Origin of the sequence: Roseiconus nitratireducens (assembly GCF_008629675.1) — a bacterium.
In the GTDB taxonomy this organism is placed as follows: Bacteria; Planctomycetota; Planctomycetia; order Pirellulales; family Pirellulaceae; genus Stieleria; species Stieleria nitratireducens.
Map to the genome: position 1 here is coordinate 128744 of NZ_VWOX01000010.1, position 16302 is coordinate 145045.

General features: G+C 60.0%; 11 protein-coding genes. 6 read left to right on the forward strand and 5 right to left on the reverse strand.

Features of this window, described 5'->3' with window-relative positions:
- Positions 1–19 precede the first annotated feature (19 nt).
- The 4 genes from FYK55_RS17670 to FYK55_RS17685 all read right to left on the reverse strand — a co-directional run bounded on the left by FYK55_RS17670 (position 20) and on the right by FYK55_RS17685 (position 4856).
- The gene (locus FYK55_RS17670; RefSeq protein ID WP_150077778.1) at positions 20–1087 is read right to left on the reverse strand and encodes a PhoH family protein; all 1068 of its coding nucleotides are present in this window, start codon (positions 1085–1087) and stop codon (positions 20–22) included.
- Positions 1088–1583: 496 nt separating this feature from the next.
- Positions 1584–2612 carry a phosphatidate cytidylyltransferase gene (locus tag FYK55_RS17675; protein WP_150077779.1) on the reverse strand — a complete coding sequence of 343 codons (1029 nt, stop codon included), beginning with the start codon at positions 2610–2612 and terminating at the stop codon, positions 1584–1586.
- A gap of 137 nt (positions 2613–2749) precedes the next feature.
- Positions 2750–3520 carry a polyprenyl diphosphate synthase gene (gene uppS / locus FYK55_RS17680; RefSeq protein ID WP_150077780.1) on the reverse strand — a complete coding sequence of 257 codons (771 nt, stop codon included), beginning with the start codon at positions 3518–3520 and terminating at the stop codon, positions 2750–2752.
- 7 nt (positions 3521–3527) lie between these two features.
- Complete coding sequence (locus FYK55_RS17685) at positions 3528–4856, reverse strand: adenylosuccinate synthase (RefSeq protein WP_201743739.1); 1329 nt, start codon at positions 4854–4856, stop codon at positions 3528–3530.
- A gap of 441 nt (positions 4857–5297) precedes the next feature.
- Here FYK55_RS17685 and cysD point away from each other — a divergent pair, with 441 nt between their 5' ends.
- The 3 genes from cysD to FYK55_RS17700 all read left to right on the forward strand — a co-directional run bounded on the left by cysD (position 5298) and on the right by FYK55_RS17700 (position 8800).
- Complete coding sequence (gene cysD / locus FYK55_RS17690; protein ID WP_150077781.1) at positions 5298–6209, forward strand: sulfate adenylyltransferase subunit CysD; 912 nt, start codon at positions 5298–5300, stop codon at positions 6207–6209.
- A gap of 110 nt (positions 6210–6319) precedes the next feature.
- Positions 6320–8257, forward strand: coding sequence for a sulfate adenylyltransferase subunit CysN (cysN, locus tag FYK55_RS17695; RefSeq protein WP_150077782.1), 1938 nt, complete (start codon positions 6320–6322; stop codon positions 8255–8257).
- Between the two features lie 69 nt (positions 8258–8326).
- Positions 8327–8800 (forward strand): hypothetical protein, encoded by a 474-nt coding sequence (locus tag FYK55_RS17700; protein ID WP_150077783.1) that lies wholly within the window; start codon positions 8327–8329, stop codon positions 8798–8800.
- 92 nt (positions 8801–8892) lie between these two features.
- On the opposite strand, the gene FYK55_RS17705 is transcribed toward FYK55_RS17700, so the two are convergent.
- Complete coding sequence (locus FYK55_RS17705; protein ID WP_150077784.1) at positions 8893–10380, reverse strand: sulfatase-like hydrolase/transferase; 1488 nt, start codon at positions 10378–10380, stop codon at positions 8893–8895.
- Between the two features lie 348 nt (positions 10381–10728).
- On the opposite strand from FYK55_RS17705, the gene FYK55_RS17710 reads away from it, so the two are divergent.
- From FYK55_RS17710 to FYK55_RS17720, 3 genes are all read left to right on the forward strand, one after another.
- Entirely contained in the window at positions 10729–11169 is a 441-nt protein-coding gene (locus FYK55_RS17710) for a hypothetical protein (protein ID WP_161604596.1), read from the forward strand.
- A gap of 342 nt (positions 11170–11511) precedes the next feature.
- A complete protein-coding gene (locus FYK55_RS17715) occupies positions 11512–13026 on the forward strand; it encodes an efflux RND transporter periplasmic adaptor subunit (RefSeq protein ID WP_161604597.1) in 1515 nt (504 codons plus the stop codon).
- Between the two features lie 4 nt (positions 13027–13030).
- Positions 13031–16150: an efflux RND transporter permease subunit gene (locus FYK55_RS17720; RefSeq protein WP_150077787.1), complete on the forward strand. Its 3120-nt coding sequence runs from the start codon at positions 13031–13033 to the stop codon at positions 16148–16150.
- Positions 16151–16302: the final 152 nt, after the last annotated feature.

Below are 16302 nucleotides of genomic sequence, written 5' to 3' on the forward strand. Positions count from 1 at the left end.
GTCGCCTACGGTGCAGGACTTATCGATCCAAACGACCCTCACCCGACGAGCCCGCGGCCACATCGCCGCCGATGACGCGGACCGGACCACGACGGTTTCGTGACCCGCGCCCGGATTCTGCGTTGTTACGCCCCACGTCGTCGGCTTCATACGCTTCGACGATGCGTTGTACCAATCGGTGTCGCACAATGTCTTGAGGGCCCAAGCGAACCACTCCGATGGCCTTGATCGGGCTCAGCCGCCGAAGCGCGTCGCGGAGACCGCTGGTGACGCCATGGGGCAAGTCCTGTTGCGTCGCGTCGCCGCTGACAACCATCTTGCTGCGTTCACCCATTCGAGTCAGAAACATCTTCATCTGCGCGACGGTGGTGTTTTGAGCTTCGTCCAGAATGATGAACGCGTCGTTGAGTGTCCGGCCGCGCATGTACGCCAACGGAATGACCTCGATGATTTCCTGCTCCATCAACTCGCGGGCGCGGTCGTAGTCGACCATTTCGCCCAGCGCGTCCAGCAGCGGTCGCAGGTACGGATTCAGTTTCGCCCTCAGGTCGCCGGGCAGGAACCCCAGGTTCTCCCCCGCTTCGACGGCCGGGCGGACCAGCACGATTTTGCGAATCTGTCCGGCTTTGAGCGCCTCGACCGCGGTGGCCACCGCCAGGTACGTTTTGCCGCAGCCGGCAGGGCCGGTCGCGAACGTCAGGTCGTGATCGCGGATCGTTTCCACGTAATGGGCCTGGCCTTCGGTCCGGGGCCGAATGCGGCGTCCGGCGTGCTGGATGGCGATGTCTTCTGTCGCCGCAATTTTTGCGGTTCCGGCGCGCTCGATGGTCGCGCCCTGTTGGGCGGCCACCGTTTCAATGTCTTCGTCGTTGATGCCGCCGCGCTTGCGGCATTGGTTGAGCAACAGTTCCAAGGAGCGCATCGCGCCGTTGACGTTCTCGCCTTCACCCGCGATCCGCACACGTCCGTTGCGGTGAGTGATCGTGACGTCAAACAGCTGGCGTAACTTTCGCAAATGCTGGTCACGCGGCCCGAACAGCTGCAACAGCTCTTCGGGGGAATTCACCATCAAGGTTGCTTCAGTCATTCAAAAGGACCGCCGGGGGCGGCCAAAGCTTGGGAATGATCCCCACCAAAATCTTCTCCAGCGGAAATCGAGTTCACATCCATCAATCGTATCGCCATGGTCCGCCACGGGTACCCGCGGCGATTGCGATCGGCGATTCGAAGATGATTTGTCATTGAAGTGAAAGACACCTGTCTGTGTTTTTGGATCGTCCCGGTTGTCGGATCGTCCCAGCGGAAAGCGACGGCACCCCCGCCGGCCCGAGGGCTCTGCTAAGTGCCATTCTGGCGGTCAAAGTCCGTCCCTGTATACCTGCAATTCCGCTTTTTTCTTAGTCGCAAAACGATGCCGCGAAAATCATTTCGGCCGATATTTATGGGATTTCTTGATGCTCAGAAGACTCTCTGCGGATCGGCCGGCGGATTCCGGATTGTTGCCGTTTCGACAATTCGGGGGATTTCGTGTTTGCCAGGGCATCTCGAAGCAAAGGCTGGACCAATCTCGGCGGCCGGACAGGTCAGGCTCCACCCACGCCGGCCGCGAAACAAAAAAATGCCGGAACGCTCGCCGCCAGCAGGGAGTCGGTGACGTCCCAGACACCGCCCAAGCCTGGCAACAGGTTGCCGCTGTCCTTGACGCCGGCGTCGCGTTTGAACAGTGATTCGGCCAAATCACCGATCATGCCGGCGACGGCCAGCACCGGGCCCAGTACCAGCGCGCCCCAATGCGGCAACGCCAACACGCCGGCCAGTCCCGTGGCGGGGGTCGTGTTCGACTGGGGTTCGGTCAGCCAAGGAATCAGCACCGCCAAACAGCCGTAGGCCACGACGGTCGCTGTCACGATCCCGCCGATCGATCCTTCCACCGTCTTGCCCGGCGACAACCGAGGGATCAGCTTGTGACGCCCGATCGCCTTTCCCGTGAAGTAGGCGCCCGCGTCGGTGGACTTGGTGACCGCGATGATCGTGATCAGCGCGGCGAGTCCGAATCGTGCGTCCGTTGACGCGTGCAGCCCCCGCGTGGCGACCAACATCGCCATCGGCAGCCCGACGTACATGGAAACGAAGACGCCGTTGCAGGTTCGCCGAATCGTCGCCCCGGCTGTTTGATTGATCGTGGGAGTCAATCGCTGTCCGCTGACGGAATCTTCGTGCTCCTGAGCGTACTCCACGATCCGGTTGTAATGTCGCATCTCCCAAATCAGGACGACGAAGATCGCCGCCACGGACCCCAGCACGATCCAACCGAGTCGCCCCACCGGACAATCGGCGGGATAGTCGTCCGGACTCAGGGCCCACAGAAACGGAATCCCCGATGACAAGGCGACCAGCGTGGGACCGGTCACGCAGGAGATCGGACGAACGGGATGATCGGCCGCACGCAACATGCCCGCGATTTCCCCGGCGGTTCCGATCGTGAAAAACAGCAGCAGCGGAAGCAACCACACGCCCTCGGCCCCGGGGACCACCACGAAGGCATCCAATAGGATCAATCCGACGACGACAGTGATCAGGATCGCGCTGGTGCGCAGCCGGTCTGCCAACATTTGTGTCTCTTTTGATGCAGCGTTCGGGACTTGCAGCGTTCAGGCATTCGATGGGGTCGGGGCAAAGCGACGCCCGATCCCAACACTTACGGTTCATCGCATCGCAGGCCATCGCATCACCCGTGAACGTTTCCGGATCACTGGCCGACCGAAAGGCCACCGAATCGACGATCGCGTGATGCGAAACTTCGCAAGGCTTGTTCGAACTCTTCGCGACTGAATTCCGGCCAACAGGTCTCCGTGACCCACAGTTCGGCATAGCTGATTTGCCACAACAGAAAATTACTGACTCTCATTTCGCCGCCGGTGCGAATCATCAAGTCCACGTCGGGCAAGCCGGCGGTATAGAGCCTGTTCTCGACGGTCTGTTCGTCGATTTCGGTAATCTCGAGCCGCCCCTCCAGAACTTCGTTGCAAATCCTTCGGGTGGCCTGGGCCAGTTCGTCACGGCCGCCGTAGTCCACGGCCAGTACCAACTGCGTCCCAGGGTTGCCGGCCGACATCTCCAATGTTTTGTCCATCTCGGCCAAAACGTTTGGCGGCAGGCGGTCGCGGCGGCCGATGACGCGCAGACGCAGCCCCTGTTCCATGATCAGCCGGCGTTCCTCGATCAGGTACTGCTCCAGCAGATGCATCAAGAAGTCCAGTTCCGCCTGCGGCCGCTTCCAATTCTCACTGGACAGGCAGTACAGGGTCACGGCGTCGATGCCCAATTCGGTGCAGGTTTCACTGATCATCCGGACCGTGTTGACGCCGCGTCGGTGGCCTTCGATCCGCGGCAACCCGCGGGCCTGGGCCCAGCGGCCGTTGCCGTCCATGATGATGGCGACGTGATCCGGCAGATCGCCGCTCTGCGGACGTTCCCGCGGGGCGGCCGACTGGGACCCGTCAGACTGTTTGGAATCCATCGATCGCTCAGACTCCGATCGGTTGCAGATTCAGCTCGGCGGATTGCTTGGTGAAGATGGTTTGGGCGCGGTCCGGTCCAACCGAGAGCACGCCGACGGGGATCCCGACCAGTTCTTCAATCCGTCGCACGTAGGCCAACGCACCGGCGGGAAACTCGTCTTCCTGTCGCACGTCGTCGACCGGTTGCTTCCAACCTGGGATCGTTTCGTAGATCGGCTTGCAACGACGCAACTGGTCGCTGTGGCTGGGGAATCGGGTGATCCGTTCGCCGTCCAGTTCATACGCCACGCACACCTTCAATTCGTCCAGGTGGGCCAGCACGTCCATCATCATCAGTGCCAATCGGGTCACGCCGCTCAACCGCGCGGTGTACCGGACCGCGACGGCGTCGAACCAACCGCAACGGCGCGGGCGACCCGTGGTGGTGCCAAATTCGTTGCCCAGTTTTCGGATCCGGTCTCCGGTCGCGTCTTCCAATTCGGTCACAAAGGGGCCTCCACCGACACGGGTGCTGTAAGCCTTGCAGACGCCCAGAACGGTGTTGATCCAGCGCGGCGGAACGCCGGCACCGGCACACACGCCGACGCCGCTGCTGTTGCTGCTGGTCACGAAGGGGTAGGTGCCGTGGTCGATATCCAGCAGCGCGCCCTGGGCGCCTTCGAACAGAATGCGTTTGTCGGCTTCGGCTGAATCCAACAACAAATCGGTGGTGTCGCCGATCATGTCCTTCAGCCGCTCTGCCCAGCCGGCGGCCATCGCAACGACCTTGTCCGCGGCGACCGATGCCAATTCTTCGTCGGAGGCGCCCATGGTTCGCAGCATGGCGATTTTCTGCTCGGCGACGGTCCGGATCCGCTCGTCACGCTGGTCTTGGATCAAATCGGTCATGCGGATCGCGTGCGTGCGTCCGACCTTGTCGCGGTAGCAGGGGCCGATGCCGCGGTTGGTGGTACCGATCGATTCGCCGCGCACGGCGGTCGCGTTGATTTGTCGATCCTCGGCGATGTGCCAGGGCATGACCAGGTGGGCGCGTTCGCTGATCCGCAGGTTCTGGTTGCAATCGACCCCGCGGGCGGCCAACGCATCCATCTCCTCGATCATCGTTTGCGGATTGATGACCACGCCGGGCGTGATCAGATTCTGGACGCCCGAATGCAGGATCCCGCTGGGGATGTGGTGCAGTTTGTACGTTTCCTGACCGACGACCACGGTGTGGCCGGCGTTCGCGCCGCCCTGATAGCGGACAACCAAATCGAATTGGGGCGCCAACAGGTCAACGAGTTTTCCCTTGGCTTCGTCACCCCACTGCAGCCCGATGACACAGGTTCCGGACACCAGAATCACTCCCGAATAGCGAATAGGCCGGGTGAGCGTTCGCCCGGCGCGGAATCCCAGAGCCTACGTGCCCGGGTCCGGCCTGACAACGGGGAGACCCCCGCGGGCTCGAAAAGCCGCGCGGAAAGGGATCGTCGGGCTCCACGACAGGACACCGCTCGCTGCAGGTGCCACTCGGCCATGCGTTTGCGGCGCTTCGGCAATCTGTGATGCCGGGGCAAATTGCGTTGTGCCGGATGGCTGACCACACTGCGGTCCACCGGGCCGCCCAGTTGTCCCGGCCGCGCCGATTATTCGGTCATCCTTCGACGCCCGCTTGACGAACCTGACCGACGGATTCGGGTCGTCTCTGGCCAGGAATAGGCTTCTGTCTATACTCCTGCGACAGTCGCCGGACCCCGGTGACACGAATGTTGATATGAATCCCCTTACGGCGGTCTGATGTCGGATTACAACCTTACCCACCTGAAACAACTGGAAGCCGAGAGCATCCACATCATCCGTGAAGTTGTCACGGAGTTTCAGAAGCCCGTGATGCTCTACAGCATCGGAAAGGACTCGGCGGTTCTGGTGCATCTGGCCCGCAAGGCGTTCTACCCGGCCAAGCCACCGTTCCCCTTGATGCACATCGACACGACCTGGAAGTTTCGCGAGATGATCGAGTTTCGCGAGAACTACGCCCGCAAAGAATTGGGCCTGGACCTGATTGTGTACACCAACGAAGAAGGGTTGACGCACGGCATCAAGCCTTGGGAGGACAGCGAGCGGCACACCGAGCTGATGAAAACCGACGCGCTCAAGCAGGCGTTGGACAAATACCAGTTCGACGCGGCCTTCGGAGGCGCTCGTCGCGACGAGGAAAAGAGTCGCGCCAAGGAACGCGTCTTCAGCTTCCGCGACAAAACGCACCGTTGGGACCCCAAGAACCAGCGTCCCGAGCTTTGGAACCTGTACAACGGCCGGGTCAACAAAGGCGAATCGATCCGCGTGTTCCCGATGAGCAACTGGACGGAGCTGGACGTGTGGCAGTACATCCACATGGAGCAGATTCCGATCGTTCCGCTGTACCTGTCGGCCCCTCGCGAGGTCGTCGAACGCGACGGCATCCTGTTGATGATGGACGACGATCGGATGCCGTTGCTGCCGGGCGAGAAGAAAGTCACCAAGATGGTCCGCTTTCGAACGCTGGGTTGTTACCCGCTGTCCGGAGCGGTGGAAAGTGAAGCCGTGACGCTGCCCGATGTGATTCAGGAAATGCTGTTGGCCACGACCAGTGAACGCCAGGGGCGGATCATCGACCAGGACGAAGGCGGTGCGGGAATGGAAGAAAAGAAACGCCGCGGCTATTTCTGAGCCCCGCCCGGATTTTACCGCCTCCACGCCCAATCGCTCATGCGAACGAACCTCGGCAACGACTTGCCGACGCTGCGACGCCCAACTCAACCGAATAATTACCCGACGCCATGTCACACCAGTCCGAACTGATCGCCACCGACATCGAAGCGTACCTGAAGCAGCATGAACAGAAGGAACTGCTGCGTTTCATCACGTGCGGAAGCGTGGACGACGGCAAAAGCACCTTGATCGGTCGATTGCTGTACGACAGCAAAATGATCTACGAAGATCAGTTGTCGCAATTGGAGGCCGATTCGAAGATCGTGGGGACGACCGGTGGCGGATTCGACCCCGCCCTATTGACCGACGGATTGAAAGCCGAGCGGGAACAGGGCATCACGATCGACGTTGCCTATCGGTACTTCAGCACCGCCAAACGCAAGTTCATCATCGCCGATACCCCCGGTCACGAGCAGTACACTCGCAATATGGCCACCGGGGCCAGCACCGCGAACCTGGCGATCATCCTGATCGACGCCCGACATGGTGTGCTGACTCAGACGAAACGGCACAGCTTTATCGTGTCCCTGTTGGGAATTCGGCACGTCATCGTGGCCATCAACAAGATGGACCTGGTTGACTACAGCGAGGAACGGTTCGAAGAGATCAGCGCGCAGTACCGAAATTTTTCCGATCGATTGGATCCGTTCGAATTGCATTTCCTACCGATCAGCGCCCTGCTGGGCGACAACGTGGTCGACCGCAGCGAGAACATGCCGTGGTACGGCGGCGGCACGCTGATGAACATGCTGGAAACGATCTACATCGGAAGCGATCGCAACCTGCAGGACTTTCGGTTGCCGGTCCAGTACGTCAATCGTCCGAACTTGGACTTCCGCGGTTTTTGCGGGACGGTTGCTTCCGGAACGATCCGTCCCGGCGAAGAAATCATGGTGCTGCCAAGCCGGCAGAAGTCCAAGGTGAAGGAGATCGTGACCTTTGACGGCGCACTGGACGAAGCGTTTGCGCCGCTCTCAATCACACTGACCCTGGAAGACGAGATCGATGCGTCACGGGGCGACATGATTGTCCGGCCCGGCAACGTTCCCCGTGTCCGGGATTCCTTCGAGGCCATGATGGTTTGGATGAACGAAGATGCGTTGGTCCCGGGTAAAACGTACCTGATCAAGCACACCACGCAGACTTTGCCCGGGACGATCGACTCCCTGCGCTACAAGGTCGATGTGAACACCCTGCACCGATCGCCCACACCGCAACTGCAACTCAATGAGATCGGACGGGTCGGCGTTTCGCTTTCCGGTCCGCTGTACTTCGATTCGTACCGTCGCAACCGGACAACAGGCGCGTTCATCGTCGTCGATCGAATCAGCAACGCGACGGTCGCTGCCGGGATGATTCTGGATCGCGACGGCAGTGCGACCGCAAGCGTCTGGGACGATGAACCTGCCTCGGAAGTGACGTCTCCCGACGAAGTGTCGGCGGTGACCGACGAGGAACGCGCCGCACGGTTCGGTCAACAACCGGCAACGGTGCTGCTGACCGGATTGACCGGGGCCGGAAAAACCGCGATCGGCCAGGCGCTCGAGCGCCGGTTGTTCGACATGGGACGTGCCGTTTCAATCATCGATGGGGAGAACGTCCGCAAAGGCCTCAGCCGCGATCTCGGATTCAGCGCGGCGGATCGTAGTGAAAACCTGCGTCGCAGCGCGTACCTGGCACACGCGCTCAACGAGGCGGGCGTGATCTGCGTCGCCAGTTTCGTCGCACCCAGCGAGGCCGTTCGGCAAAAGGTTGGAGGCGTGATCGGCAGCAACCGGTTCGTGGTCGTGCACGTCGCGACGCCGATCGAGATTTGTCGCGATCGGGATACCAAGGGCCAGTACGCCAAGGCGGATGCCGGCGAATTGTTGAACTTCCCCGGAGTGACCGCGGAGTACGAACCGCCGGCCGATCCCGATGTGACCGTGGACGCATCGAAGATGTCGATCGACGAGTGCGTCGACGCGGTGCTGGACGTGCTCCGCGATAAGTCGATCATTCGCTAAACCGTCGGGCTAAGAAAGCGGCGGGAATCTCGTAAACTGGGTGTTCATCCTTCCCACCGGAGACCACCCATGTTTCGCCCCGCCCTGCTGACCCTTGCATTCGTGTTCATCATGAATGCCCCGCTTCCCGCCGCCGAGCCTCTGACGCTGATGGGGACGTTGCAGCCCTGGTTGTATCCGAAGGCGACCATGGACGGGGCGGAGATGAGTGACGCCGAAACGATCGACGTTCAGGGAAACCGAACCCGCCCATCCGTCCGGTGCAAGACGATCATGAAGACGCCCGATGGTGCCGAGAAGGTGCTGGAGTTCTACCGCGAGAAGCTCAAGTCCCAGCCCGACGGCAAGCCGGTCGCCGACGACAAGCTGGCGAACTGGACCGGGGGCCGATCGGTGACGTACCACGAAGGTGAAGACGATCGTTCGGTGAAGGTTTATGTGATCCTGGTCAATCAGGAAAACGCCACGACCTCTTTGGTCATCAGTCGCGGCGAGGATGAAGACCAGACCCACATTCAGTGGACCCACTACCAACGGATCTGAGAGCACCGTTCAACATGGGGCGACACCCATCGGTGACTGCGACCATCCAACAGCCAAGGCAGCGCCGATGCGCCGCAAAGGTCGCCGAGCGATCAACGATAGTCCTGGCCGTTGGAACTGTCGACCACCGATTGCAGCCACTCGCGAAGCTGGGGACGCATGGCTGCGACACGTTCAGGTTGCTGCGAGGCGAGGTCTTCGGTTTCCATCGGGTCGGTCCCCAGGTTGTACAGCTCAAAGCTTACCGGAGATTCACCTTTCTTCGTTTCGATCCGGTGCAGTTTCCAGGGCCAGTCCAGCCACGCAGCATGTCCGGGAAAATGGCCGGCAGCGAACGCGGGTTTGATTTGTCCTGCGTCGCTAACCAGCCGCGAGCGGTCGAAGTAGTCCTGGCCTTGCTGCTGCGCCTGGAGCTCCTGCCGCATCCATTGATCGTGTGGCGTTGAGATTCCCGACTGGTCCGTTTTCCAGAACCCGATCGGCTTGTTTCGCTGTTGGCGCTGGCCGCGAATGATCGGTTCCAGGCTGATCCCGTCCAGCACGGGTTGCTGATCGGTGTCAATTCCCAACAAATCCATGACGGTGGGGTAGATGTCGCAAGTGGTTGCCGGAATCTCGGTGACTCTTGGTGACTGAATCACCGCGGGCCATTCGATGATCGCCGGCACGCGTAGTCCGCCTTCATAGATGGAACTCTTCTTCGCGCGGCCTCCCGAGCTTTCGGGAACCAGGCCCCCGTTGTCGGACGTGTACCAGAACAACGTGTTCTCGCGAACGCCGGCGCCGGTCAACGCATCACGCAGTTTGCCGACCGCACGGTCCAAACCTGTGATCTCTCCCATCCAATCGGCGCGTTTCTCACCGGCATACAGGGCGCGATCTTCCGGTGCGGCGCGATGGGGGCTGTGCGGGGAACCGAACCAGACCACCGCGAGAAACGGTTTGTCGGCTTGAACCTGATTCTGAATGAAGTCGATTGCCGCGTCCGCGGCCACCATGGAACTCTCGCCCTTCAGTTCCACCGCTTTGCCTTCGCGGCTGAGTACCGGATCGTTGTCGTAAAAGTTAAAGGCGGAAAGCCAGTGGTCAAATCCGCTTTGACCGGGATTGACCGGGCTGCCCTCGAGCACGGATCCGAGATGCCATTTGCCGAAGTGGCCTGTCACGTATCCCGCCGACTGAAGTCGCTCGGCCAGCGTGATCTCTTGGGGACGCAGCGGTCGCCCCCAGGAATAGCATCCGAAGCGGTTGGGGGTGCGACCGGTCAATACACTTCCCCGGGTGGGTGAACACACTGGGGCGGCGGCGTAGAAATGATCGAATCGCAAACCGCTGCCGGCCATTTCGTCCAGGACTGGCGTCTTGATCAGCGGATGTCCGTTGTAACCGGTGTCACCCCAGCCTTGGTCGTCGGCCATCACCAACACGATGTTGGGGCGTTCGTCAGAAGCGGCGTCGAGGGCCGTGGTGCAGGTGAATGCGACCACGACAGTCAAGATAATCGCAACCGGAAGTGTTGCGGCGTGGTGTTTGTGGTGCGGGCGGCAATCGGCCAGGGGGCCGGCAAGACAACGAATCATGGAAAACTCTAAAAACCGGGGGATCGGACTCTGTTCCGCCTGCAGCCCTTGGGAGGACCACTCATTGATTGGGAATCAAGACATCCAAAATACCACGACCGCTGCTGGGCTGTCGGATCGTCAACCGATAACCGCGCAAGCTGGTCTTTACTCCCATCTTCTGACGGAATCGCCTGGTCCCGAGAGGGGCAACTTTCACCCTGAGCGCCCGTTTGCCCCGTCGAGGTGCCGGCAGCGTCCACGCTCCCCGGGGTTCCGATTGATTGACGGAATTTTTTGCAGTGAGTAAACTCCGTCGTTCTATCCCGCCTTGTTTGATCCCACCCCGCCGCCTAGCCGCCGAAACCGATGAAGCCGTTTTCGAAATTTCGGAACGTGATTTCGCTTGTGTTGCTGGCGATCTGTACGTTGCCTGGGCAGCGGTTCGTCGTGCATTCGCACGAGACCGTTGCGGGTGCTCCTGAGGTTTTGCAAGCTCACCTGGATCTCTACCATCCTGCCCGGGGCGAGAAGCAGGAAACGCCGAGCTGTCCCCACTGCCATTGGGTGGTCATCGGCGACGCATTTCATCGGGGTGAAGCGTTTCCGGCCGTTGATTTCCATCCGAGCGTCTGGAAATCCAATGATTCCGGAGCGGAGGCTGCTTTGACCCTGCAGCAGGCTGTCGTGTGGTTGGATCGCGGCAAAGATTGTTCACGCCAGTCGATCGTGCAACGAGACAACGATCGGTCGTTGCCCACGCCCTCTGCAAAGACGCAGCGATCCCGGCTGTGTGTCTGGAACTGCTAATGCGGCCCGATCACTCCGCCCGGCGGTTTTGTCTCGCGGATTGATTTTCTTTGTGCGGCGCGTCTTTGTGCCGTCTCGCGTCTATCGATGATCGCCGCTCCGGGGCTTGGTCCCTGACGCCGCCGTCGCGTGGACGCCTGCCTTTGATTCGCATCGGAACGGTAGCCGTTCCGGCGACCGATTCACTCAGAGCCATGTCGCGTGTCGTGCGCTGACGTTTTCGATTTCATCCCCTGCCGGCCCTCGAGCCGGATGGTTGATCGCCAGTTGAACCGACGTTGTTCGTCGGATTTGGCGAGGTTCGGCAAGCGACCTCAACCAGACAACGATGAGGACCATGTCATGACTTCTATCCCGTTTCGGATACACGGAGCGACGCTCGCGTTTTTCGCAGTTCTGATGGGATGCCTTTACAGTTCCGCGCCCCAAGGGCGCTCCGTCGCGTTTGCGGCGGAGGTCGCCGCACGGGCGCCCCGCGGCGATCGTGCCGAGAGCAAGATCGAATCGGATGACCCATCCGAAGCGTCAGGTGCACAGGTGACGGTTTCGTTGCCGAGGGCGAAATGGAAGTCGGCGGGAATTCAGATCGGCAAACCGACCGAGCAAGAATTCTCCGAGAGGATTCGGCTAACGGGAAAGATTTCCCTCAATGAAGATCGCATCTCACACGTGTATCCGATGGTGGAAGGCACGGTCGATCGAGTCGCCATCTCTTTGGGCGAGGTCGTTGAGGAGGATCAATTGCTGACGGTCGTCCACAGCCGAGAAGTCGGCAAAGCGAAGCTGGAGTTGTTTCAGGCCCGACTCCAGTCCGAGATGGCGGAGGTCAAAGACAAGCTTCAGCGAGAACTGTCGGCAAATACGTCAGAGCTGTTGACCGCCTTGAGGGAACAACGCGATATCACGGAGATTCAGGAGCAGCACAAAGACAGCAACATGGGCGAGTACCGCGAGCGATTGTTGAGCGCCTATGCGGACTACCTGAAGTCACAGGCGGATGTGAATCGTCTGGAAGGAATTTCGACATCGGGCGCGGTTTCGGGGAAACAACTGCTTGCCGCCCGGACCCGACGCAACGCCGGTCTGGCAACCTTTCAAGCACGCATCGAGCAGATCGCGTACGAACTCGAAACGTCGCAATTGGAAACTGCTCAAGCCGTCAAGGAGGCGAACACCCGGGTCGCCGTCGCGACCACGAATCTGCGAATCCTGGGATGCGAAGAGAGCGAGATCAAGTCGATCGATCCGATGCGGCAGGGCGAAGCGATCTCGCACTACTCGATTCGCGCACCGTTTCGGGGCACCGTCATCGCCAAAGACGTGACGTTGGGAGAGCAGGTGCGTCCTGACAAACAAATCCTGACGATTGCTGATCTGACCACGGTGTGGATCAAAGCCGACATCTATGAAAAGGACGTGCCGCTATTGGCCTCTTTGGATGGCACGGAGTTTCAATTCGTCAGCGAAGCCTGGCCGGGAAAATCGTTCACAGCGAAAGTCTTCTACACCGGCGAAATCATGGACGAAGCGACGCGGACGGTCAGCATGCGGGCTGTCGCGGAAAACGGCGAACATCTTCTCAAGCCCGGGATGTTCGTGACCATCCAATTGCCCGCCAAGTCCGAACAAGTCGTCGTCCAGATTCCGGCAGCCGCGGTGCAACAGCACGAAGGAAAGCAGTTCGTGTTCGTCCATGTCGGAGACGATCAGTTCGAACGTCGCGATATCCAAGTCGGTCGTAGCGATCGTGATTGGGCCGTGGTCGAACGTGGAGTGCGAGGAAATGAATCCGTGGTCACCGGCGGCGGATTCATCTTGAAATCAAAATTGTTGGAAGGACTCCTGGCGGAAGAGTGATTGAATGATCAACAGCATAATTGAATGGTCCCTGAACAACCGCTTCATCGTGATGTTGCTGGCGTTGGTGATCCTGGGGCTGGGGGCTTTTTCGGCCGCCACGATTCCGCTGGATGCGGTCCCCGATTTGACGAACGTCCAGGTGCAGGTGTTGACCAACGCGCCGGCCCTGGGCCCGGTGGAGGTGGAGCAATTCATCACCTTCCCGGTCGAGAACGCGCTCAGCGGCGTCCCGAAGGTGAGCGAAATCCGATCCATCAGCCGTTTCGGGCTCAGCGCCGTCACCGTCGCATTCGAAGACGGCACCGACATCTACTGGGCCCGGAATTTGGTCAATGAACGGCTGATCAAAGCCAAGGAAGACATTCCTCCAGGCATGGGCACGCCCGAGCTGGGGCCAATCGCCACGGGGATGAGCGAGATTTATCAGTTTGAAGTGCGTGCCGAGCCGGGATGCGATTACTCCCTGAAGGAATTGCGCACCATCCTTGATTGGCAAATCGCCTTTCAACTTCGCAGCGTGCCGGGGGTGATTGAGGTCAACACGTTTGGCGGAGAATTGAAAACCTACGAGGTTCAGGTCGATCCGGCAAAGCTTCAGAACTATGGGATATCGTTGGGGGATGTCTTTCAGTCGCTGGAGGAAAACAACGGGAATGCCGGAGGCGGCTACATCACACACGGTGCGGAGCAACGATTGATCCGCGGCGAAGGACTGGTCAGCACGTTGGACGATCTTCGCTCGATCGTCTTAGCCAGTCGCGACGGCGTCCCGGTTCGGATCAGCGACGTGGCCGAGGTCAGATTCGCACCGATGTTGCGTCAGGGAGCGGTGACCCGCGACGGAAATCGCGAGGCGGTGATCGGCATGGTGATGATGATCATGGGCGGGAACTCTCGCCAGGTCGTTGAGGACGTCAAGCATCGGATTGCGGAAATCCAAAAGACCCTGCCCGAGGGCGTCGCGATCGATACCTTTTACGATCGCACGGAATTGGTCGAGAAGACGATTCACACGATCGCCGAGAACATCGGTTTGGGCGTCTTTTTGGTGATCGTGATGTTGTTTTTGCTTCTGGGTGACGTGCGAGCGGGGCTGATCGTCGCAGCCGCGATCCCGCTGTCCGCCATGAGCGCTTTGATTGCGATGCGGTACTTCGGTGTGTCGGCAAACTTGATGAGTCTGGGCGCCGTCGACTTTGGCGTGATCGTCGACGGGGCGGTGGTGATGATTGAGAATTGTGTCCGCCGAGCTTCGCACTACCAACGCGACCACTCCGGCAAACGCGTGCCGATGGGCGTGTATCGTGAATCGGCGAAAGAAGTTGGCAAGCCGATTCTGTTTGCCGGGATCATCGTCATCATTGTGTTCATCCCCATTTTGAGTCTGCAGGGGATGGAAGGCAAAATGTTTCGTCCGATGGCATTTGTTTTCATGACGGCCCTCTCGTCGGCACTTGTGATGTCGGTGACGGTCATGCCGGTGATGGCGTCCCTGTTCCTCGCTCGCCAAGTGAAGGAGCGGGAAACGTTTTTGGTGCGTTGGATCAAGGCGGGCTATCGGCCCCTGTTGGATTTCGCGATGCGGGCTCCGGCACTGATGTTCTCCGGATCGGTCGTCGCCTTCGCCGTCAGCGTTCTTTTGGCGGCTCAGTTTGGTGTTGAATTTGTTCCAAAACTGGACGAGGGGGATATCGCGATTCAGGCTGTTCGGTTGCCCAGTGTTTCGCTGGAAACTTCGATCGACATGACGCAGCAAATTGAAAGGTGCCTGTTGAAGTTTCCGGAAGTGGAGACGGTGGTGTCCAAGACGGGCCGCCCCGAAATCGCGAACGATCCGATGGGTGTCTACCAGACCGACATCCTGGTTCGAATGAAGCCGCGGGAGGAATGGCCGCACGAACGGGACAAGGCGGAATTGATTGACGACATGCAGCAGGCGTTGACCGACGAGGTGCCCGCCAATGCGTACAGCTTCACCCAACCGATTGAACTCCGAGTTCAGGAACTGGTTGCCGGGGTGCGTTCCGATATCGGATTGAGTTTGTATGGTGATGATCTGGACGAGTTGAAACGCGTGGGCGATGAGTTGGTCGTGGCGCTCAACGCGGTTCCGGGATCCGCCGATGTCGCGGCCCAACAGGTCGCCGGTTTGCCCTACCTTCGGATCATTGTCGATCGTGACAAGCTGGCTCGATACGGCGTCAACAGCCGTGACGTACTGGACGTTGTCGCGACCGTGGGCGGTCTTCCGGTCGGTCAAGTCTTCGAAGGGCAGCGTCGGTTCCCGTTACAGGTGCGGTTAAGCCCGGAATGGCGGGAAGATACCGAGCAGTTGTCTGAGCTTCGAGTCGAAGACGCCGAAGGAAGAATGATCCCCATTTCGCAACTTGCAACGATCGTGATTGAAGACGGTCCGGTGGAAATCAGCCGCGATGCGATTCGCCGCCGGCTGTTGGTTCAGTGCAATGTTCGTGGCAGGGATTTGGCAGGGTTCGTTGCCGAGGCACAGAAGACGGTCGATGAGAAAGTGAAGCTTCCTGCCGGCTACACGCTGCGCTGGGGCGGTCAGTTTGAGAATTTGCAACAGGCCAGTCGGCGTTTGGCTATTGCCGTTCCGGTGGCGTTGTTCTTGATTTTCGCACTGCTGTACATGACGTTTAACTCGGTCAAGCTGGCACTGCTGATTTATCTCAACGTTCCGATTGCTGCCACCGGCGGCATCGTGCTCCTGTGGATGCGCGATATGCCGTTTTCGATCTCCGCGGGAGTCGGTTTCATCGCCCTGTTTGGGATCGCGGTGATGAACGGTGTCGTGCTGATCGAGCACGTCCGGCATTTGCGGCACGCAGGCGACAGTCAGCGGCAAGCGGTCGTCGGCGGGGCAATGGACCGCCTGCGACCGGTTTTGATGACCGCTTCGTGTGGTGCCTTGGGGTTTGTTCCGATGGCACTGTCCAGCAGCTCCGGCGCCGAAGTGCAGCGACCATTGGCGACCGTCGTGATTGGTGGGTTGGTCACTTCGACGGCGTTGACGTTGCTGGTGCTACCAACGATCTATCGGTGGTTCGAACCAAAGGAGACCACGCCGGAACCGATTGATATGAGCGAGTTTGAACACTAGGTCAAGCTCGCGGCGCCACACCAAGCCGAGGTGAAACTGCCTGAAAAGCCGCCAGGCCGATGGCCCTGCGGCGTCGAGGTTGTCCTCCGGCCAGTCAATGCCGCGAACTCGCAGGTCAACGGACTGGCATTGGTCGGATTGACTTGCGCTTT